The 18,466-nt window shown below is 55.9% G+C and carries 20 protein-coding genes and 2 tRNA genes; 7 read left to right on the top strand and 15 right to left on the bottom strand.

The features are described 5' to 3' along the window. Positions 1 to 2: 2 nt before the first annotated feature. The 5 genes from JCM12178_RS00835 to JCM12178_RS00815 form a co-directional block, all read right to left on the bottom strand. Complete coding sequence (locus tag JCM12178_RS00835; protein WP_054648087.1) at positions 3 to 1,136, bottom strand: tetratricopeptide repeat protein; 1,134 nt, start codon at positions 1,134 to 1,136, stop codon at positions 3 to 5. An 11-nt stretch (positions 1,137 to 1,147) separates the two neighbouring features. Then, entirely contained in the window at positions 1,148 to 1,498 is a 351-nt protein-coding gene (locus JCM12178_RS00830; protein ID WP_054648086.1) for a LapA family protein, read from the bottom strand. A 12-nt stretch (positions 1,499 to 1,510) separates the two neighbouring features. After that, positions 1,511 to 1,999, bottom strand: coding sequence for an HIT family protein (locus tag JCM12178_RS00825; protein ID WP_054648085.1), 489 nt, complete (start codon positions 1,997 to 1,999; stop codon positions 1,511 to 1,513). Positions 2,000 to 2,002: 3 nt separating this feature from the next. Beyond that, the gene (locus tag JCM12178_RS00820) at positions 2,003 to 2,479 is read right to left on the bottom strand and encodes a TIGR00725 family protein (protein WP_054648084.1); all 477 of its coding nucleotides are present in this window, start codon (positions 2,477 to 2,479) and stop codon (positions 2,003 to 2,005) included. A gap of 73 nt (positions 2,480 to 2,552) precedes the next feature. Continuing rightward, positions 2,553 to 5,009 carry a CBS domain-containing protein gene (locus tag JCM12178_RS00815; RefSeq protein ID WP_245628532.1) on the bottom strand — a complete coding sequence of 819 codons (2,457 nt, stop codon included), beginning with the start codon at positions 5,007 to 5,009 and terminating at the stop codon, positions 2,553 to 2,555. Here JCM12178_RS00815 and JCM12178_RS19070 point away from each other — a divergent pair. Next, positions 5,001 to 5,234: a hypothetical protein gene (locus JCM12178_RS19070; RefSeq protein WP_245628530.1), complete on the top strand. Its 234-nt coding sequence runs from the start codon at positions 5,001 to 5,003 to the stop codon at positions 5,232 to 5,234. The genes JCM12178_RS00815 and JCM12178_RS19070 overlap by 9 nt on opposite strands. Before the next feature lie 41 nt (positions 5,235 to 5,275). Here JCM12178_RS19070 and xerD read toward each other — a convergent pair whose 3' ends face one another. Next, on the bottom strand, positions 5,276 to 6,193 hold the full coding sequence (gene xerD, locus JCM12178_RS00810; RefSeq protein WP_054648083.1) for a site-specific tyrosine recombinase XerD: 918 nt from the start codon (positions 6,191 to 6,193) through the stop codon (positions 5,276 to 5,278). A gap of 187 nt (positions 6,194 to 6,380) precedes the next feature. Between xerD and JCM12178_RS00805 the strand changes: the two genes are divergently transcribed. From JCM12178_RS00805 to JCM12178_RS00790, 4 genes are all read left to right on the top strand, one after another. Continuing rightward, on the top strand, positions 6,381 to 7,547 hold the full coding sequence (locus JCM12178_RS00805) for an LL-diaminopimelate aminotransferase (protein ID WP_054648082.1): 1,167 nt from the start codon (positions 6,381 to 6,383) through the stop codon (positions 7,545 to 7,547). Then, entirely contained in the window at positions 7,526 to 8,041 is a 516-nt protein-coding gene (gene folK, locus JCM12178_RS00800; protein ID WP_369404439.1) for a 2-amino-4-hydroxy-6-hydroxymethyldihydropteridine diphosphokinase, read from the top strand. Before JCM12178_RS00805 ends, folK begins: the two co-directional genes overlap by 22 nt. 27 nt (positions 8,042 to 8,068) lie before the next feature. Further along, the gene (locus JCM12178_RS00795) at positions 8,069 to 8,347 is read left to right on the top strand and encodes a hypothetical protein (protein ID WP_054648081.1); all 279 of its coding nucleotides are present in this window, start codon (positions 8,069 to 8,071) and stop codon (positions 8,345 to 8,347) included. Between the two features lie 635 nt (positions 8,348 to 8,982). Continuing rightward, on the top strand, positions 8,983 to 11,052 hold the full coding sequence (locus tag JCM12178_RS00790) for a tetratricopeptide repeat protein (RefSeq protein WP_054648080.1): 2,070 nt from the start codon (positions 8,983 to 8,985) through the stop codon (positions 11,050 to 11,052). Positions 11,053 to 11,170: 118 nt separating this feature from the next. On the opposite strand, the gene JCM12178_RS00785 is transcribed toward JCM12178_RS00790, so the two are convergent. The 7 genes from JCM12178_RS00785 to rimI all read right to left on the bottom strand — a co-directional run bounded on the left by JCM12178_RS00785 (position 11,171) and on the right by rimI (position 14,793). Then, a tRNA-Leu gene (locus tag JCM12178_RS00785) sits at positions 11,171 to 11,257 on the bottom strand. Between the two features lie 97 nt (positions 11,258 to 11,354). Further along, positions 11,355 to 11,813, bottom strand: coding sequence for a GNAT family N-acetyltransferase (locus JCM12178_RS00780; protein WP_218185616.1), 459 nt, complete (start codon positions 11,811 to 11,813; stop codon positions 11,355 to 11,357). A 66-nt stretch (positions 11,814 to 11,879) separates the two neighbouring features. Beyond that, a tRNA-Leu gene (locus tag JCM12178_RS00775) sits at positions 11,880 to 11,966 on the bottom strand. Then, positions 11,931 to 12,329: a preprotein translocase subunit SecG gene (gene secG / locus JCM12178_RS00770; protein WP_157054646.1), complete on the bottom strand. Its 399-nt coding sequence runs from the start codon at positions 12,327 to 12,329 to the stop codon at positions 11,931 to 11,933. Before secG ends, JCM12178_RS00775 begins: the two co-directional genes overlap by 36 nt. A 42-nt stretch (positions 12,330 to 12,371) precedes the next feature. After that, complete coding sequence (tpiA, locus tag JCM12178_RS00765) at positions 12,372 to 13,127, bottom strand: triose-phosphate isomerase (protein ID WP_054648078.1); 756 nt, start codon at positions 13,125 to 13,127, stop codon at positions 12,372 to 12,374. Then, the gene (locus JCM12178_RS00760; protein WP_054648077.1) at positions 13,124 to 14,326 is read right to left on the bottom strand and encodes a phosphoglycerate kinase; all 1,203 of its coding nucleotides are present in this window, start codon (positions 14,324 to 14,326) and stop codon (positions 13,124 to 13,126) included. Before JCM12178_RS00760 ends, tpiA begins: the two co-directional genes overlap by 4 nt. Beyond that, positions 14,323 to 14,793 (bottom strand): ribosomal protein S18-alanine N-acetyltransferase, encoded by a 471-nt coding sequence (rimI, locus tag JCM12178_RS00755; RefSeq protein ID WP_054648076.1) that lies wholly within the window; start codon positions 14,791 to 14,793, stop codon positions 14,323 to 14,325. The genes JCM12178_RS00760 and rimI overlap by 4 nt, the downstream gene beginning before the upstream one ends. A gap of 109 nt (positions 14,794 to 14,902) precedes the next feature. Here rimI and JCM12178_RS00750 point away from each other — a divergent pair, with 109 nt between their 5' ends. After that, positions 14,903 to 15,436 carry an NUDIX hydrolase gene (locus JCM12178_RS00750; RefSeq protein WP_054648075.1) on the top strand — a complete coding sequence of 178 codons (534 nt, stop codon included), beginning with the start codon at positions 14,903 to 14,905 and terminating at the stop codon, positions 15,434 to 15,436. Here JCM12178_RS00750 and JCM12178_RS00745 read toward each other — a convergent pair. Together JCM12178_RS00745 and JCM12178_RS17485 are read right to left on the bottom strand one after the other, a co-directional pair. Continuing rightward, on the bottom strand, positions 15,433 to 16,221 hold the full coding sequence (locus JCM12178_RS00745) for an inositol monophosphatase family protein (protein ID WP_054648074.1): 789 nt from the start codon (positions 16,219 to 16,221) through the stop codon (positions 15,433 to 15,435). The two genes, JCM12178_RS00750 and JCM12178_RS00745, sit on opposite strands and share 4 nt — an antisense overlap. 64 nt (positions 16,222 to 16,285) lie before the next feature. After that, positions 16,286 to 16,492 (bottom strand): DUF6485 family protein, encoded by a 207-nt coding sequence (locus JCM12178_RS17485; protein WP_083465661.1) that lies wholly within the window; start codon positions 16,490 to 16,492, stop codon positions 16,286 to 16,288. 221 nt (positions 16,493 to 16,713) lie between these two features. Between JCM12178_RS17485 and JCM12178_RS00735 the strand changes: the two genes are divergently transcribed. Then, on the top strand, positions 16,714 to 18,465 hold the full coding sequence (locus tag JCM12178_RS00735; RefSeq protein ID WP_054648072.1) for a hypothetical protein: 1,752 nt from the start codon (positions 16,714 to 16,716) through the stop codon (positions 18,463 to 18,465). Position 18,466 lies beyond the last annotated feature (1 nt).

The following is an 18,466-nucleotide window of genomic DNA, read 5'->3' as shown; positions in this document are numbered from 1 at the left end:
ATCTAGTTGGTGAACTCTGTACGGAACGTGATGGAATGCCAGCTCCCGCAACGCGGGCAGATGTGAAATACCGCATCCCGCTTCAGGCCGCAACGGCTACAGAAGAACCGACGAACGCCGCGCGCACGGCTCATGAAGAAGCCGAGCTGCTCCTTGAAAAAGGGCGTCAGGCTCTGGCGCGAGCGGGACATGTCGAAGAGTTCAAGGCGTGCCAGCCAGAAGTCGGGCTGGAGGACCAGCGCCTTTTCAAGCCAGTTGCGTGCCTCGTCAGGGTCGTGCCGCAGTTGAAGCAGGAGCGCGCCATAGTAAAAAAGCAGGATGTCGGGGTCATGTTTTTCAATGACTTCCGTGACTCTGTCCGCGATGTCGGTGGCGGAGGCGGCTTTCTGGTAGAGCGGCGAATCTGTCTGAACCTGCGCCCTGCGGACGTCGGTCAGCAATTCATGCAACATGACGAAACGTTTGTCAGGCGCGACAGATTCAAGTGACTCGCTGAGCAGGTCGGCGGCTCTTGAAGCGTTGCCAGACCGGAATTTGCGAACGATCATCTCCGACCACGCCTCGAACGCGCCGGGATAGACCTTGACGGCCTGCTTGAGCATTCGCTTGCCTTGAGACGGCTGGTCATCGGCAAAAAGGTCGCGTGCGTGACGGTACAGGTAATGAGCCTGCGGAAGCGGAAGCTTCAGGCGGCCGTAATCCTCGGCGGCCTCTTCGTAAACACCGCGCTCCGCGTTGAGCTTGGCGCGTTCAAGAAGAATTTCATTTGGATCGCAGCCGGCTTCCCTCGCTTGACGGAACGCCTCGCCGGCACGATCCAGAAATCCCCCTCTGCGAAAGTCGCGGCCGAGCTCGAAAAGGGCGCGCGCCTTGAAGCGCGAGTCCAGTCCCGGCCGGACAATAAGGCTGTTTCTTATCTGAATGGCGCGCTCAATTTCACCCTGAGAGCGATAGAGGTTGCCCAGAGCAAGATAAATCTCGACGGCTTCGGGGTTGTTTTTAACGACCCGGCTCAGTTCCTCGATTGCAGCGCGCGTATCCTGTGCCGGAGGGGCACCTGACACGGCATTGTTGGCTGCCCGGACGTATTCGCCGGGCAGCCGTTTCTTCTTGCGTCCGAAAAGATTCCAGCCCAAAGGGCACCTTCCTAGTTTTCGCCTTCTTCGGAGGAACCGCTCATGGGTTCTTCGTTCAGCGGCATGTTGCGAAGGGAATTGAGTTCCTGTTCAAGGCTGTTCATGCGTGTGCGGCAATCGCGGAGCTGTTTGGCACTCTTGAGCTTTTCGCACAGGAAGTAGAGCATGGTCAAAATGGCTCCGATCACAAAACCGCCGAGCACGAGGAAATAGAAGGGCAGGGGCACGGAACGAAGCTCGGCAATGTAGGGCACATCAAGCTTCAGCACCAGCGACTGTGCCAGTATCTGGTTGTTCTGGCTGAAGAAAAGAATGGAAACAACGAACAGGATAATCAGGGCCAGCACTTTCAAGTAACGCATGAAGGTTTCTCCTTAGTCTTGGTATTCGTCAAACAGGGGCTTGAGCCGCCTGTACGTGGACAAGAGATGTTCCGGAATGACGGAGGTCTCTCCGAAAACGGCCATGAACGAGGCGTCCCCGTTCCAACGGGGAACTATCTGGAAGTGCAGGTGCGCGGCAATGCCCGCTCCGGCAGCTTCGCCGATGTTCAATCCCTGATTGATTCCCTGCGGATTGAACGCTTTCTTCAAAATATCGACGCTGCGACTGATCCAGAGCATGCATTCATTCTGCTCTTCCAGTTCCAGTTCCGTCAGACAGCTGACGTGCCGATACGGCGTAACCATGAGGTGCCCGTTGTTGTATGGGTACTTGTTCATGATGACGAAGCAGTGTTTGCCTCGTGCCAGCACCAGCCGTTCTTCGTCTTCATCCGTGTGCTTCGGAATGCAGAAGACGCACTCGTCGGGCTTCGGGCCGAGTATGTAATCCAGACGCCAAGGCGCCCATAAAACATCCATTTTCTACAGTGCTCCAGCAAGTATTTTTTTCAGTTTCAGCAGGGCGTCATCAGCGGAATCGGCCTTAATAACGCCTTCGATCGTATCCCAGCAGTCAATGGCGACAACCGGTTTTCCGGCTTTAAGCGCATGTCCTATTTCGGAAAGTGTCCCGGCTCCGCCCCCGCAGGCAACGACCGCGTCGCCGTTCAGGACGACCATGAGGTTGCGCATCTGACCGATGCCGGTGGCCACGGGAACTTCGACCCATTCGTTGGCATTATCCCGATCGCTACCGGGCAGAATGCCGATGGTTCGCCCACCGGCCTCTCTCGCGCAGCGGCAGGCCTCGGCCATGACGCCGCCCAGTCCACCGCAGACAAGCTCCCAGCCAGCTTCGGCAATGAGTCTGCCGAGTCGCTGTGCCTCGGTTTTCAGGTTCACTCCACCTTCTTCGGGTAGTCTCCCGGCACCGATGACGGAGATACGGACCTTCTTCATGGCTCTTTCCGTTTTAAAGCACGCAAAATCCTTTATTTACACGGCTTGCAGGGGAAGGGCAAGCCATGAGCCCCTAGCGTTCGTGAAGCTTGTCGCCGAAATCTCTCTTCATGCGTTCGACCAGAGCAATCTGTTGCTCACGGGTATCCACTTCGCCATCGATCTTGGCAAATCGCACAGCCTCCAGCATTTGCCCCATGATCGGGCTTTCGGGAATGCCCATCTTCAGCAAATCCTGACCGCTGACATCAGGTTCGATATCTTTTAAGCGTGCAAGATATTGAGAAATGTTCTTTCGGATATGTTCTTTTCGGCTTCTGGCCATGACAAAGAGAATCCCTTCGACGGGCATGGGATCAAGCACCGCAAACATTTCACTGAGTTTGGATTTTCCCTCCTGCCAGCCCATGAGCTTCATGAAGCAGGTGCCAACCAGATCGCGCAACATGAGAACTTCCCGTTCCTCGCGGGGCGAAAAATGAAGCCTCTTGCAAATGTCGATGGCCTCATCCTTCTTGGTGCCCTGCGTGAGCCCGAGAAAAAAGAGTAACCAAGGGTCAGCAGGGCGATCGAGATACAGGAGGCTGTACCATGTGTAGACCCGCTCCAGTTCCGCCAGCGTGCGGCCGCGCTCAGTATTCATTTTGAGCTGCGGATGAATGGCTTCAAGGATTCGCAGTTCCGAGAGCCTGCTGAAACACTCGGCTGGATGTTTCTCCACGGAAAGAAGCTTCAATTCATGCGTGATGCGGCTTCCGGAGAGCTTGTCGAAGAGTTCCAGCTGCAGGGCGTTCTTGATCAGCCGCATGGTCTGGCCGCCGATCTCGAAATCGTATCGCTGCTCGAAGCGGATGGCGCGCAGGATGCGGGTGGGGTCTTCCACGAAACTCAGAGAGTGAAGCACGCGGATTCTACGATTCTGGATGTCCCTTTCCGCACCGAAGAAGTCCACGAGGTTGGCGAAGCGGTCCGGGTTCAGGCGCAGGGCCAGGGCGTTTATGGTGAAGTCGCGCCGGAACAGGTCCATCTTGATGGACGAGAGCTCCACCGTGGGCAGGGCCGCGGGGTACTGGTAGTACTCCAGCCGGGCCGTGGCCACATCGATGCGCTGGTCGTCGCCGTAGAGAACCACGGCGGTCTTGAACTTGCGGTGCGCCTTTACGCGTCCTTTGAGCTTTTTGGCCAGCAGGCGGGCAAAGGCAATGCCGTCGCCTTCAACAACGAGATCGATGTCCTGATTGGGGCGGTCCAGCAGGATGTCGCGCACGAAGCCACCCACAACGTAAACCTCGAAGCCGCCTTCCTCGGCGATTTCTCCGAGGTGAATGAGCTGATCGATGATCGGCCGGTCCATGCGGTGGCGCATGAATGACTCAATGTTTCGCTCGCGGGTTCGCTCTGGATGCAGCGATTCAGGGATGCGCGCCGGTTCCTCCACCAGCAGATTGACGAGGTCCGTACGGGTGATAATGCCTGTCAGACTGCCGTTTTCCACCACCGGGAGCATGCGCTGGCGTTTGCCGAGAACAATCTCCATGACCGTATAAAGGTCCACGTCCGGGGCCACGGTCTCGAACCGGCTGGCCATATATTCGCTCACGGCGAGATGCCCGAGCTTGTGGGACGAGGCCTTGTCCACGATTTTCTGCTCGATGAACCCAACGCACTCCATGGTTCCCGCCCTGACAACAGGCACACCCTTGAGACCGAAGCGCGTCATCAGTTCAACGGCCTTGTCGATGGGCTTATCATCTTCAATGACTATGGGTGGCGAGGAAATGAGATTCTTGACCACTATCTGCGGGTTGATCTGGGAGTAGAAGAGGGCGAAGAGGTCATCGCGCACCTCTGCCAACGTCTTTTCCTTGATGGTAGCCGAAGCTGCGTAGGCGTGACCACCCCCGCCCAGTGAGGAGCAGATAAGCCCCACGTTGACGTCCGGGTTCCGCGAGCGGGCCACCATATGGATGCGGTCGCCCATGCGACCCAGCGCAAAAAGTACCTGTATATCCTCGACATCCATCATTTTATGGATGAGAAACGCGAAATCCGGGACAAAAGTGTCGGTGCTCACCTCGGTGACCACCACCTCCACGCCGTGAATGTCGTGCGTGGTGGCGTTGTTCAGAAGATCGCCAAGGATGGAAATCTGTTCGGCCGAGAGCTCCCGGCTGAGAATGTCGGCGATGACCTCAAGGTCCATACCGCGTTCGCGAAGCCATGCCGCAGCCTCGAAGTCGTGATGCGTGGTGGAGGAAAACGAGAACCCGCCGGTATCCTCAAAAATGCCGAGCCCGATGATGGTGGCTTCTTCCGGGCCGACTTCCACACCCTTGTTTTTCATTTCGTTTACAAGGATGGCCGCCGAGGAACCCCACGGGAGCACCACCTCCTTGTCGGCCTTGATGTCCTCGTCCGTGTCCGGATGGTGGTCGTAGGTGTGGATGGTGATTCCCGGCTTTTCCAGCAGGGGGCGAACATGTGGAACCCGTGACTTCTGGCGGGTGTCCACCACGACGAGTTGTTCCACTGCGTCGGGATCGATGTCCTTGAAATTCTTGAAATTGAACAGATAGGTCGTGCTCTGGATGTAGAAATTGCGCAGGTTCTTCTCCTGACTGCCGGGAAAGATCAGTACGGCGTCGGGATAGAGCTTGCTCGCGGCAATGATTCCGGCGAGGGCATCGAAGTCTGCGTTGGCATGAGCGTGATGACTGTGCGCGCCTGTATTTTTGGGGTGTTCTTTTTCATATGATTACTAGCAAGTATCGCAGCGTGGAGCGCGCGTCAAAGGATTCAGCCGTCAGAGCGCGGGTGGAAGGAACGGTGCAGGTCCTTGAGGCGGCCCTGCTGCACATGCGTGTATATTTCGGTGGCGCTGATGTCCGCGTGGCCGAGGAGAATCTGGACCGTACGCAGGTCGGCCCCGCCGTCAAGCAGGTGCGTTGCAAAAGAATGCCGGAAGGTGTGGGGCGAAACGGGCCTGTCTATCCCGGCATCCTTGGCGAATTTCTTGACGAGCTTCCACACCCCTTGCCGCGTGAGTCCCTTGCCGGAACGGTTCAGAAACATGTGGTCCGTGGCAGGGCGAAAATCGGGACGGGTCATATCAATGTATTGGTTCAGGATGTCCTGTGCGGTGTCGTGGATCGGGACCAGCCGCTCCTTGCTGCCCTTGCCGAAGACGCGCAAAACGCCTGTCTGGGGATCGAAATCCAGTACGCGCATGTCAATCACTTCGGAAACGCGCAGACCGGCGGCGTACATGAGTTCGAGCATGGCCTTGTCCCTTGCGCCGAGTTTGGTGCGAGGGTCGGGGAGGGCGAGCATGGCCTCCACTTCGGGCCGGGTAAGCACTTCCGGCAGGTCGCGAGTGAGTTTGGGATTGTCGAGCAGGGCGGCAGGGCTTTCGCGGTAGCGACCTTCGGCGGTGCAAAAGGCGAAAAAACCGCGCAGGGCCGAGAGATGCCGGGCAATGGACTTCCCCTTGAGACCGCGCGCCTTGAGCTGGGTCAGGTAGAGAAACAGGGCGTCGCCGGTAATCTTTTCAAGCGAGTCGCCGCGTTCTTCAAGAAATTCAAGCAGGGAGCCGAGGTCACGGGCGTAGCTTTCGAGGCTGTTTTCCGAAAGGCCTTTCTCCACGAGAAGATTCTCGAGGTAGATATCCACCCAAAGGTGTTGCGGGGTTTTCTGTCGGCTGGTATCTTCGCTCACCGGATTATCATGGTAATAGGTTGTTTTGATGATAAAAATGTCGAAATGCGACTTGTCTTGAGCGCCAATTCATATATACATGCACCCCATGCGCCGGGCAAGCGGGAAGTGGCGCTGTTGACAGTGCGCCCGCAGCATTTTATGAGAACCCTTTGCAAATAATCAGGTCAGGAAGGAGAGAACATCAATGCCTGAATTCAAGCTTGCGGACCGTCTTGCCACGCTGCCGCCGTACCTTTTCGCCGCCATCGACAAAGCCAAGGCCGAAGTCGCGGCACAGGGAATCGACATCATCAGCCTCGGCATCGGCGACCCGGATCTGCCCACCCCGGACTTCATCATCGACGCCTTGCACGAAGGCGCCAAGAAGCCCGTCAATCACCAGTACCCTTCGTACGTGGGCATGCTCGAATACCGCACCGCCGTTGCCGACTGGTACAAGGAGCGCTTCAACGTCGAACTGGACCCCCAGTCCGAGGTCGTGAGCCTCATCGGTTCCAAAGAGGGCATCGCGCATTTCCCGCTGGCCTACGTGAACCCCGGCGATCTGGTGCTCGTTGCTACGCCGAACTATCCCGTGTATCCCGCTGCCACCGGCTTTGCGGGCGGAGAAGTGAAGTTTCTGCCGCTGCTTGAGGAAAACGACTTCCTCGTGGATCTCGACGCAGTGGACAACGACACTTGGGCCAGGGCGAAAATGATTTTCGTCTGCTACCCGAACAACCCCACCGCGGCCACCGCCACCAAGGAGTTCTACGAACGTCTGGTGGAAAAGGCCAAGGAATTCAACGTCATCGTCGTTTCCGACCTCGCATATTCCGAAATCTACTTCGACCCCGCCAACAAGCCCCTGTCCATTCTCGAAGTGGACGGAGCCAAGGACGTGGCCATCGAATTCCATTCGCTTTCCAAGACCTACAACATGACTGGCTGGCGCGTCGCCATGGCGGTCGGTAACGAGGAGCTCATCGCAGGCCTCGGCAAGATCAAGGAAAACGTGGACTCCGGCATCTTTCAGGCCGTGCAGGAAGCGGGCATTGCCGCGCTCAAGCACGGCGAACCGTATGCCGAGAAGTATCGCGCCATCTACAAGGAGCGTCGCGACGTCGTCTGCAAGGCGCTCGCGGAGATTGGAATTCACCATCGCGTACCGGAAGCGTCTTTTTACGTCTGGTCCAAGGTGCCTGAAGGACATACCTCTGCCGACTTCGTGACCAATGTTCTGAAACAGACAGGCGTTGTGCTCACCCCCGGCAACGGTTTCGGCACCCCCGGCGAGGGCTACTTCCGCATCTCGCTCACCGTGAACAACGATCTGCTCAAGGAGGCGGTATCACGGATATCCAAACTGTAAGGGTCATCGTCGGCCTCGGGTCCAACGTGGGAGACACGGAGGACAATTTGAACGATGCGCTGGCGCGGCTCGAAGCATACGGCGACGACATCACGCTCAAGCAGATGTCCGGCCTTTACGAGACCGAACCGCAGGAGAAGAAGGACCAGCCCTGGTTTGCCAATCAGGTGATCGAGCTGGCCGTGGACCCGGAAATCTGGTCTCCGGAAGGATTTCTCTCCTGCCTTCAGGCGATTGAAGGCCAGCTTGGCCGCACTCGTCAGGAGCCCAACGGTCCGAGGGTGCTGGACATGGATCTCATCGCATGGGGTGATCTCGTTCAGGAAACCGGCTATCTTGATCTGCCGCATCCGAAAGCAAAGGAAAGGGCGTTCGTGCTGCTTCCCTTGAAGGAAATCATACCTGATTTCGTTTTTCCAGACGGTCTCGGCATCAATGAAGCGCTTTCAGCCATCGAATACAAGATCGAGGGCAACAGGATATGGCAGGATTAGCCTGCCGCAACCGCTTCGGAGGACAGAGTGCTTAAGTTCCTCATCATAGGCATCGGCCTTTTCCTTCTTTACAAGCTCTTTATGGGTGACAAGAAGAAAAAGGAAATGAACGCGGAAAAGGAGACCAAACGACAGGTCAAAGCCGGAACCGTGGTCAAGGACCCTGTCTGCGGCACATACGTCAGCATTGACGACAGTCTGCGCGTTCGCAGCGGGGAAGAGGTACACCACTTCTGCTCCTATGAATGCCGAGATAAGTACTTGAAGCAGATCGGCTCCATCGAAGTTGAAAAAGAAGAAGAGTAGATGCGGCGTCAAGCGATTTAATGACCCGTCCCGTTAGACGGGTCTTTTTTTGTCCAAAGACAACAAGCAAAAAACACTTAAGTTGCTGCAATCATGATGTTTAGACACGTGACACATTGGACATTTGACACAAAAGGAGCTCTGCCTAGAGCAACGACACGCTCGATGTCGACCTCTAGGAGGTCAACACGTAAGAAGCGACGGTGGTGACTGTGCTCGGGAGAGCTGAGAGGTCAGCCTGGATTATTGCAGCGTTGCAGGATCGTTAAGGGGGGATGGTTGTCGGTTTTGGATGTTGTTTTATGAATAAAGATTGCGCTGATGGTAGGGTTTTGTTTCAGGTCGATAAGTTGTCGTCGACTGCCTTTGTTTGGATATCAATGGCTAGACACAAGAATTTCAACATGTTGGATGATTGTCTCATAATGTAAATTATGTAAACTTTTAAAACTGTCTGGATGTTGGTGTAGGTTAATGCGTTTGAAATGTACCCTTCTTCCGGGTATTGTAGGCCAAATCATATTCAGAAGAGAAACAAGCTTACTGCAATGAACCGAACGATCGGTGCCCGAGGCGCATCGATTGTCGACTTGATTGTTCAATGGCCATGAGGCCGCAAACGAAACGAAGTGAACATGAAAGCACTCCTAAGATTTTTCGTCGTACTTTCACTGCTGCTGCCTGCCATGGCACATGCTGCTCAGGACCAGAGCTTTGACCAATGGCTCGAGAAGTACGGTGCATGGGACCAACTGGAACAAAATCTTACGTCGGCTCCGGGCGACTCTCCGGAGGCGCAACTTGAGCGCGCCCGCGTCTATCTCAAGACCGGTTCGGCTGCTCAAGCGCTTCAGATAGTCGAGATGTTGCCCGCTTTCGAGGACAACGCAACCGAAGCTACCCGCCTCTGGTACGGTGGCCGCGCACAGCGAGCCCTTGGCAACGTGGAAAAGGCCGTGCTGTGGTTCAGCCGCTCTGCCGAAGTAAGCCCCGACGAATCCGATGCCCGCAAACGGTTCCGCAATGAGCCGGGGCTCAAGCCCCTCTGGCGAGACGTCTGGCGCAAGCTCTTCTGGACCGCTCGCTCCAACTTCAGCCTTTCCCGCCAAACCTCCATGGACCTTCTGGAGCGTCTCCTGAAAGACGGCGAAGGGTTTGATTCGGATTCCTTCTGGAAAACGGCTCGTATGGCCTGGCGCGTCGAAGTCGGCAATGCCACGCTGCCGGTGGCTGAAAAGAATTCAGACGAAAAGAACCCTCCGTTTGTGGCAACAAATGCCACCAAAGCCATTGTTCAATCGCTTGGCGACATGAGCCTCGGACGTTTCGAGTCAGCCGGAAAGCGTCTGACGACGCTTTCTCCGGAGCCACTTTCCGCATTCTGGGTTGGGCTTGTTCGCTACGTTGGCGAAGGCAGCGTCCCGGATACAGATGTGTTCAAGGAGGCCGGGCTGATGAAGGCAAGAGCGTTTTGGGGCGGCAATGTCCCCTCAATGCTCGGCAACGACAAATCCTTATGGCTCGTCGGTGATCCCGAGTCTGCTTCCTGGCTGGCTTTTAGAAACAAGATCATGGGGATGGAATATGATCAGGCCATGAGCGCCCTGGAAAAGGAAAAAGGCTCGCTGCTCATTTCCGAACAGATGGCCACCCTTCTTGATGCGCTTGGCTTTGGACTGGCGATAGCAGAAGGAGACACAAGCACGGCCGAGTCACTCTGGAATTCCATGAACAAGACCGCCCTTCCCGTGAGCTTGCGGGTCGCTGGCATGCTGTCCTTTAATACGCCTATTGAAAAGGTCATTTCCGGAAATCCGCCCCGCGCCGCCGCAGAATATCCCGTCCTGACCGCCCTTTCTGCTGCCGGTGCGGTGCAGCCGCCGTCCAATGGTGAGGCACCCTTCTGGATTTCGCTCTCCGAGCGCGGGCTTCGCAACGCCGCAGACGACGACTGGCCGCTCGACAGGCTCATCGTCCTTGCCGCATGGCAGGCCGAGCTGAATGAGAAGCCCGACATCGAGCGCGCAAAGCGTGCAGCCACCCTTTTCAGCGGCACCGATTTCGGCCGTAACGCCCTGCTCTACCTTGCCGATCAGGCCATTGAGAGCAAAGACCTGCAACTGGCCGCATTTTATCTCAACCGACTTGACGTGAAGTCCCTTTCGCCAAAGTTCGTAGCCAAGCGGCTGGACGCCAGATGCCGCCTTGAGCTAGCTGCGGGCAAGCAGGAAGAGGCTTACGCCACGTTCCAGAAGCTTGTAGCGACCGGCCAGCCCATCCAGCCGCTAACGCGCCTTCGAGTCTCGCTGATGCAGCAGCAGCGTCGTCAGTTCAAAGAGGCCGAAACACAGCTTCTGGAGCTTTGGAAGACCGCGTCTGTGCACCCGGAATCGTTTCAGGCGGAGATCCTGTTCTGGCTTGGAGAAGGACGGCAGGCCATGCAGGACAAGGACGGCGCGCTGGATTACTACCTGCGCCTTGCCTACCAGTACCCCGGCGAGAGCATCTGGACGCTCACGGCCATGTATCGGGCCGCCATGATCTATGAGAGCCGTGGCAACTACGGCACCGCCAGAAAGCTCCTCAAGACCGTTGTGCGCAACGCAGACCGCAAGGAGCAACGCGAAGCCGCACAGGCCCGTCTCAGCGCTATCGACAAGAAAGACGGTGGCGGCAGTGACGAAGCCATGGAATACCCGTTCTGATCGGATCAACACCATGCATTGAAAAAGCCCCCGGCTCAATTTGAGTCGGGGGCTTTTACGTCGGCAACCGGCAGAAAAAAAGGCTGCAGTGAGGGCTGCAGCCTGAATCGTTTCGTTGTGGTGCCGAGGGGGGGACTCGAACCCCCACGGAATTTCTTCCACTGCCCCCTCAAGACAGCGTGTCTACCAATTCCACCACCTCGGCGTGCTCAAAACGGAAGTTGTATTTGTCTTTATCTCGTCCAAAAGTCAACTGTTTTTTTCAGAAAAGTTACGAAAGGACATCGGGATTGCGACGGAGCTCAAAAGTCGCCCGCCTTTTCATGAGGTCCTGCAAAATCCTTTTCACTTGGATCGAAAGTCATCAAGTATTCCATGCACCCGGTTTGAGCGTCCAACTGCTCTCCGGCCACAAGGAAGCCATGTTTCGCATAGAAGGCGCAGGCACCTTTGTTTCGGGTGTAAACAGTCAAGGTGAGTCTGTCCCTTTGCTTCTTGGCGTGATCGAGCAGAAGCTTACCAAGGCCGCAGCCCTGAAGTTCCGGGGATACGAAAATGGCGGCCAATTTGTCTTGCGACAATGAGTAAAACCCGGCTGGACGCCCCTGCTCCTCGATGACCCATGTTTCGGATGCTGGAAGGTACTCGTCCCGCATGGCAGACACATTGGCTCTCCAGAAGTCCGGGGCCACAAAATCATGGGCCACGAGAGAAGCCCTGAGCCAGATATCGACAAGATGATTCGTCTCGTCCGGTTTCATTCTGCGTATCATGGTGTCTTCCCAAAAAAAGAAGGAGCAGCCTGAACTGCTCCTTCTCGATTTACATGGTGCCGAGGGGGGGACTCGAACCCCCACGGAATTTCTTCCACTGCCCCCTCAAGACAGCGTGTCTACCAATTCCACCACCTCGGCGTATGTCGATGCGTTACTCGCTCTTTTTGGTTTCCTTTTCGGTGTCGAGGAATTTGACTCCGGGAACCTTCTGTCTTCGACGGGAGCCGGGGTGACGATGCCGTCAGCCTCAAGCATGATCGAGTCCGCGTCGGCGACTTTGTTGCCAGTAAGCACGTTGTATGTCAAGGAAGTTACTAAAAAAACTGCCGCTAGACCCGCAGTGATGCGCACCAGCAGGCCGCCCGCTCCGGAGCTGCCGAACATGGTGCTGCTGCCGCCGCCAAAGATGACTCCCATGCCCTCGTGACCGGACTGAAGGAGTACAACGGCGATCAGGAAAATGCAGGCCAAAACGTGTATTGTGATAACGATGGTTTCCAAAATCCGATTCCTTGTTTTTTCAGCGTGTTCGCTTTCGGGTGACTAGCCGAGTACGATCTTGGCGAAACTGTCACTCGTTAAGCTCGCGCCTCCTACCAACACTCCGTCGACATTGTCAAGTCCAATAATGCCCGAAACGTTGTCAGGCTTGACGCTACCGCCGTACAGTATCCTGATTTCCTTTGCTTTTTCTCCGAAGACATCTTCGAGCTTTTTTCTGGTCATTGTGTGCGCCTCGACGATTTCCTCCGGGCCGGCCACTTCGCCGGTGCCGATGGCCCAAACGGGCTCGTAGGCCACGGCCAGACGCTCGGGCGCGATGTCGCGCGGTACGTCCTTGAGTCCAAGCTCAAGCTGGGTGTCAATGACCGCTTCCACCCGTCCAGCCTTGCGCTCCTCGATTTTCTCACCGATGCACAGGCAGATATTCATGCCCTGAGAGAGACCGTATGCGGTCTTTTCGCCCACAAGCTCATCCTTTTCTCCGAGCACATGGCGGCGCTCTGAATGACCGGTCAGGCCCCAGGTCGCACCGGCATCCTTGAGCATGGACGGGGAAATCTCGCCAGTATAGGCCCCCTCTTCATGCAGGTAGAAATCCTGACCGCCGGTGGCGAATCCGTTTGCGCCGTCAAAGGCCGCCGCTACACGGTCGATGGCCGTGAACGGCGGAAAAACGAGCACTTCCCTGTCGGAAGGCAGGTTCTTTTCCACGAGGGAGCGCAGGCCGTTGGCCGTGGACTCGGCGTCCTCGCGGGTCTTGTACATCTTCCAGTTGGCTGCCATGAGTTTTTTCATCGGTCGAAACACTCCTTGAGAGCTTTGAATGCGGGCAGTTCCTTGCCTTCGAGGAATTCGAGGAAGGAGCCGCCGCCGGTGGAGATAAAGCTGAAATCGTCGGCCAGACCGGACTGGTGCACGACTGCGTCGGTGTCGCCGCCACCCACGATAGTGACGGCTTTATCCAGTCCTGCCATGGTTTTGCAGAGTTCAAGCGACCCCGAGGCGAAGGCCGGGGTTTCGAAAAGCCCCATGGGGCCGTTCCAGACAACAGTTCCCGCGCCGGAAAGCACCACGTTGAACATCTGAACGCTTTCCGGGCCGATGTCGAGAACCATCTTGTCCTCGGGAATTTCGTCCGCACTGCAATGTCCGGCGGATTTGGTGTCGTCTGGGCTGTTTGCCAGCGTAAAGTCCACAGGCAGGTGCAGCTTGGATCCCTTTTTCTCTGCGGTATCCATGATCTTTCTGGCTTCGTCGAGCAGATCGTGCTCACAAAGCGACTTGCCTACGGAAAGACCTTTGGCTGCAAGGAAAGTGTTGGCCATGGCGCCGCCGATGATGATGTGGTCGACCTTGCCGAGCAGATTGTAGAGGATGCCCAGCTTGGAGGAGACCTTTGCCCCCCCGGAGACCGCCACAAACGGGCGCTTCGGGTTTTCGAGGGCCGTGCCGAGGTATTCCCATTCCTTTTTCATGAGGAAGCCGAGGCAGCAGTCTTTGGCGTGGACCGGGACGTCCACCACCGAGGCGTTGGGGCGATGGGCAACGCCGAACGCATCGCTGACGTACATGTCCGCAAGATCGGCAAGCTGTTTGCCGAAGTCGCCGCGATCTTCGGGCGTCTTGCCCTGCTCTTCCTTGTGAAAGCGCAGGTTTTCGAGCATCAGCGCCTGTCCGGGGGCAAGGTCCGCTGCCATCTTTTCGACCTCGGGCCCGATGCAGTCCGGAGCCAGCGGCACGTCTTGGCCGAGCAACTCGCCGAGACGCTTGGCCACCGGGGCAAGCGAAAGCTCGGGAACGCGCTTCCCCTTGGGTTTGCCGAGATGCGCACAGACGATGACCGAAGCGCCGCTATCCAGCGCATAGCGGATGCTCGGCACGGCCGCACGTATTCTGTTGTCATCGGTGATGGTCGAGCCGTCCAGCGGCACGTTGAAGTCCACCCTGAAAAGAAGACGTTTGCCCTTGAGGTCAACCTGATCGATATATTTCATATCAGAACTCCCTGCTTGTCGGCGGCTGTATCATCGAGATTCAGTCGAAAAAGAAGCGCATCCTCGCGGTTGTCCGGATAATAACGCTTCCGCCTGCCGATCCGTTCAAAGCCGAATTTACCGTATAAACCAATGGCCGGGGCGTTTGAAGCCCTGACATCCAGAAAACATTCCATCACGTCCTCGCGTGTCCCTTCGTCGAGGACCGCCGCAAGCAGGGCCTTGCCGATGCCCGCCCTGCGCCGTTCGGGAGGGACGGCCACGTTGAGAATCTCCATTTCTCCGGCAATGACCGTATACGCAAGATACCCACAAATTCGTGATGAGTCTTCGGCCAGCATCACCCGAAGTGCACCACTGTCCATCCCGGCGAGGTATTGTTCTTTGGACCAGCTCGCCTTGAAGCAGACCTTTTCCAGCAAGACGATCTCCGGAATGTCACGACTCTCGGCCCGCCGGATTCGCATTATAAATTATCCTTTTATCCGCTTCAGAAGGTGCACATGCACTGGAAAACCGAAGCTTTGTTGTGTATACACTGTTTCAACGCGCCGTGAAACCCTTTGGATACGCGACATGAGTGATAAATACAAAAACAACGATTATTCTAGCAAGCTGCAGGAGGTCATGGACCCCCATAATCGCCCTGTTGCCTTATTGAGCCAGGATGAAATCCATCGTCAGTTTTTACCACACCGTGCCGTTCAACTACTTGTTTACAATCAGGAAAACAAGCTCTTCCTGCAAAAACGCAGTAGCCGAAAGCGTTTCTACCCCGGCAGATGGGATGTGTCCGCCCGGGGGCATCCGCTTCCTGGCGAGGCCTCGCAGGAGGCTGCCGAGCGTATTCTTTTGAGCGAGCTGGGGCTGGAGACCGACAAGCTTACACTGCTTCGGGAGCTTCCGGCCTGCCCTGAAACGGGCTATGAATTTGTCAGCGTGTTCATGGCACCCAAGGTTGTGTCGATACCCTCGGCCAATACCGATGAAGTCGAGGACGGGTATTTCTTCAGCCCCGAAGAGCTTACCTGCCTCATCAAAGGCTTTCGCGAACTGCTGACACCCGGACTCGTTACACTCTGGGAAGCCGGGCTCGCTTACCCCTTCTAGACCGCGATCATTTCAGCAACAGTTTGATGAATCCTGCCGTTGGTGGCGAGGATTTCAGGTGCTCCCGGAATGTATGATGTTTTGCCGTCGCTTTCCGTCACTTCGCCGCCCGCTTCCGTGACCAGCAGCATCCCCGCCGCAGTATCCCACGGGTTCAGCGCGCTTTCATAAAACGCATCAAATCTTCCGCAGGCCACAAAGGCCAAATCCAGTGCGGCCGCCCCCGGACGACGCACCCCCTGCACTACCGGCAACAGCCGCTCAAGACGTTCAAGTATCACTTCAAGGTGCTCGCTTATGGCATAGGGAAAGCCGGTTGCCACCACGCAATCGGCAATCATTTCAGTGTGTGAGACGGATATGCGTTCGTTATTCAGAAAAGCTCCGCCACCGAGACTGGCCGTAAAGAGTTCATTCATGAGCGGCAGGTTGATAACACCGAGCACCGGCCTGCCTTTATCCCAAAGGGCAACGGAAGTGGCTACAAACGGTATGCCGTGGGCAAAGTTGGTGGTTCCGTCCACCGGGTCGATAATCCAGGTCATGTCCTCAAGCCCGGCGTCGCCAGAGCTTTCCTCGGCCAGAAAGCGGGTGTTCGGAAAGGCTGCCAAGAGTTCTCTTTTAAGGAATTGCTCCACGGCCACGTCAGTGTCGGTGACGAGGTCGTTTCTCCCCTTTTTCTGTATTTCTCGTGGTTTCCTGTCGTGTGTCCGGATAATATCCCCGGATCGATCGACGATCTCCGTGACTGTCATCAGCCATTTTGGGTAACGATTGCTGTCCATAACTACACTCCAAATAAAAAAGGCGGCAAATTGCCGCCTTTATATCATGCTTTTGGGGAAGGGACTATTTCGATCTGCGCTGGATGAAGAATTCGATGCTGCGATTATAGGTCCGCTCTTCTGCGGTGTCGAAGTAGCAGGCGGGCAGTTCGTTTCGTTGACGATGATAGTGAAGACATTCGCAGCAAAGTGCGTGACGGTCGCAGGAGTACGTGCAGTTACAGTGCTGTTCGTTGATTTTGGCCCGCGGGCACTGGTCTTTTTTCTTCATGATAAAACCTTGAAATTGTATAATCTTTACGCGTTCGAGGAATGTCTGAGGGGATACTATGTGGAGTTCGTGCGGTTGTCAACTTGGCAGTGATCACTGGATATTCACGAGCTGTCCATGAAGTATTGTTTTTTTTGTGACATAAGGGTATAAAAATTTAATTTTACCTGCTAGGTAGATACGAAAGCAGGTTTGACCTTTCAAGATCACGGGTGCAGTCAATGTGGAAGAAGGCCTTTCTCGAAGCTCCCGGCTACTATGGGCCGGAAAATGAAGCGAAACACGAACCGCTTGGCGTCGAGACGCTGCCTGAACTCAAACAACTGCTTGACTGGCTGCACATCAAGTACTGCCTGCTGAAGCCGTATTTTGAAAATCCGGATTACCCCATTGTCGAATATCGTGAGCTGTTGCCCTCCTTCGAGGTCGATCTTTACGAATACAAACGACTGCCGGGCTTCAGTATGGTCGTCTTCGACCGTCCGCTGAATTCTTTTCGTGAAATATTCCAGTATGACGCCTTGCATTCCATGTTCGACTGGCAGGATGAAACACGGACAGACACAGCATGCATGCTGGAGCACAGCGTGTACGCTGCCAACATGCGGACGTTTCTGAGCCGCTTGCCGAAAAGGAACCATGCCGATTTCGAGGCCGCGTTCGGCAACTGCGACATTTGCGGCGTGGAGCATTACGCCAAAATGCTGCCATTCCTGCTTGAACTGGAGCGGGCACACATTCTGTCGCGCGACGCATCGGGCCGTTTCACCCTTTCAGGTATCTACGCCTCCCTGCCCTCGAATCTTGACAGCGAGCTCAAGCAGTTCGGCCTGAACATCGGCAAGTTCAAGCCGGGTGACAGCATCCTGTATGAATGCAACCGTCTGTTCGTGTACCAATTCCTCATGGAACTGCACGGGTTCCCCATCGTCTCGGAACGCCGCACCTCGGCGTCCCTTTTCGCCAGAAGGCTGCACCGGCTTGGGGAACAGTTCATCGTCCGTGTTCTGGGGCAAAGCGACAGAACCATCACCACGCTTTCGTCGCTCTCCAAAAGCTCGGGCAAACGACTGACCTTCCCTCAGGTGGAGAAGACCGCGTTGGTTCAGGTGAACCCCAACCAGAAGGAAAACATAGCGCTCCTCAAGGATCAGGGCTTTTTCGTGGACGTGAAGAAGCGCGTGGTCATCCTGCGCGTGATCTATCAGCAGCACCGATACAGCCAGAAAAACGTTCGCGAGGACCGCGCCCTCTCCGTGCTCCGGCAGGAGGTTATTCACCCGATCACAGGCCGGGTGCTGGATCACCTGAACATCATTCAGGATGCCCAGAACATGATCCTGCGCCTCAACGACATCGTTCGTGGCGAATATCGGGGAAAGACAACCTACAAGCGCCGTGAAATCGTCAAGGACACCGATACGCACGAAAAGCGGCTCAAATTCCTTTATTCTTGGCTCTCCAAGCACCTGCACAGGATCGTCGATTATTCAGAAGAATTCTACAGCCGCGTGGTAAAGGTTTTGGACGGCTACCTGCTCGCGCCAGACAATTATGAGACATTCAATGAAATGAATGCGCTTTATCAGGAGGTCTGGGCCAAGTACAGCCAGATCCAGCAGTCACGCAAGGTCCGCAAGCTCGAAGATCTCCGCAACCGCACGCATCTCGGAGAAACTATCAACTACCTCGAGATGCTTGAGCTTTCCACCGACATTCTCAACGATCTCAAGTACGAAATCGTGAACTACTTTGATCATCTTGTCGCAAAAGTTCTTGTCATCGGCGACGATATGGTCAATGACAGCTACCTGCAGCGAAACTACATCGGACAGAAGGACGACGACCTCTCCGAATACGGCCTTCAGGTCAAGAAATACTACGGGCGGCTTGTGGCGCTTCTGGACGAATTCCGGTCCATTCGCAAGTCCAGGACCTCCCAGCCCAGCACCCCGCCTTTCGGCAGCTTCTGAT

Origin of the sequence: Salidesulfovibrio brasiliensis JCM 12178, from assembly GCF_001311825.1 — a bacterium.
GTDB lineage: Bacteria > Desulfobacterota > Desulfovibrionia > Desulfovibrionales > Desulfovibrionaceae > Pseudodesulfovibrio > Pseudodesulfovibrio brasiliensis.
This window is presented reverse-complemented; position numbering and strand designations above follow the sequence as displayed.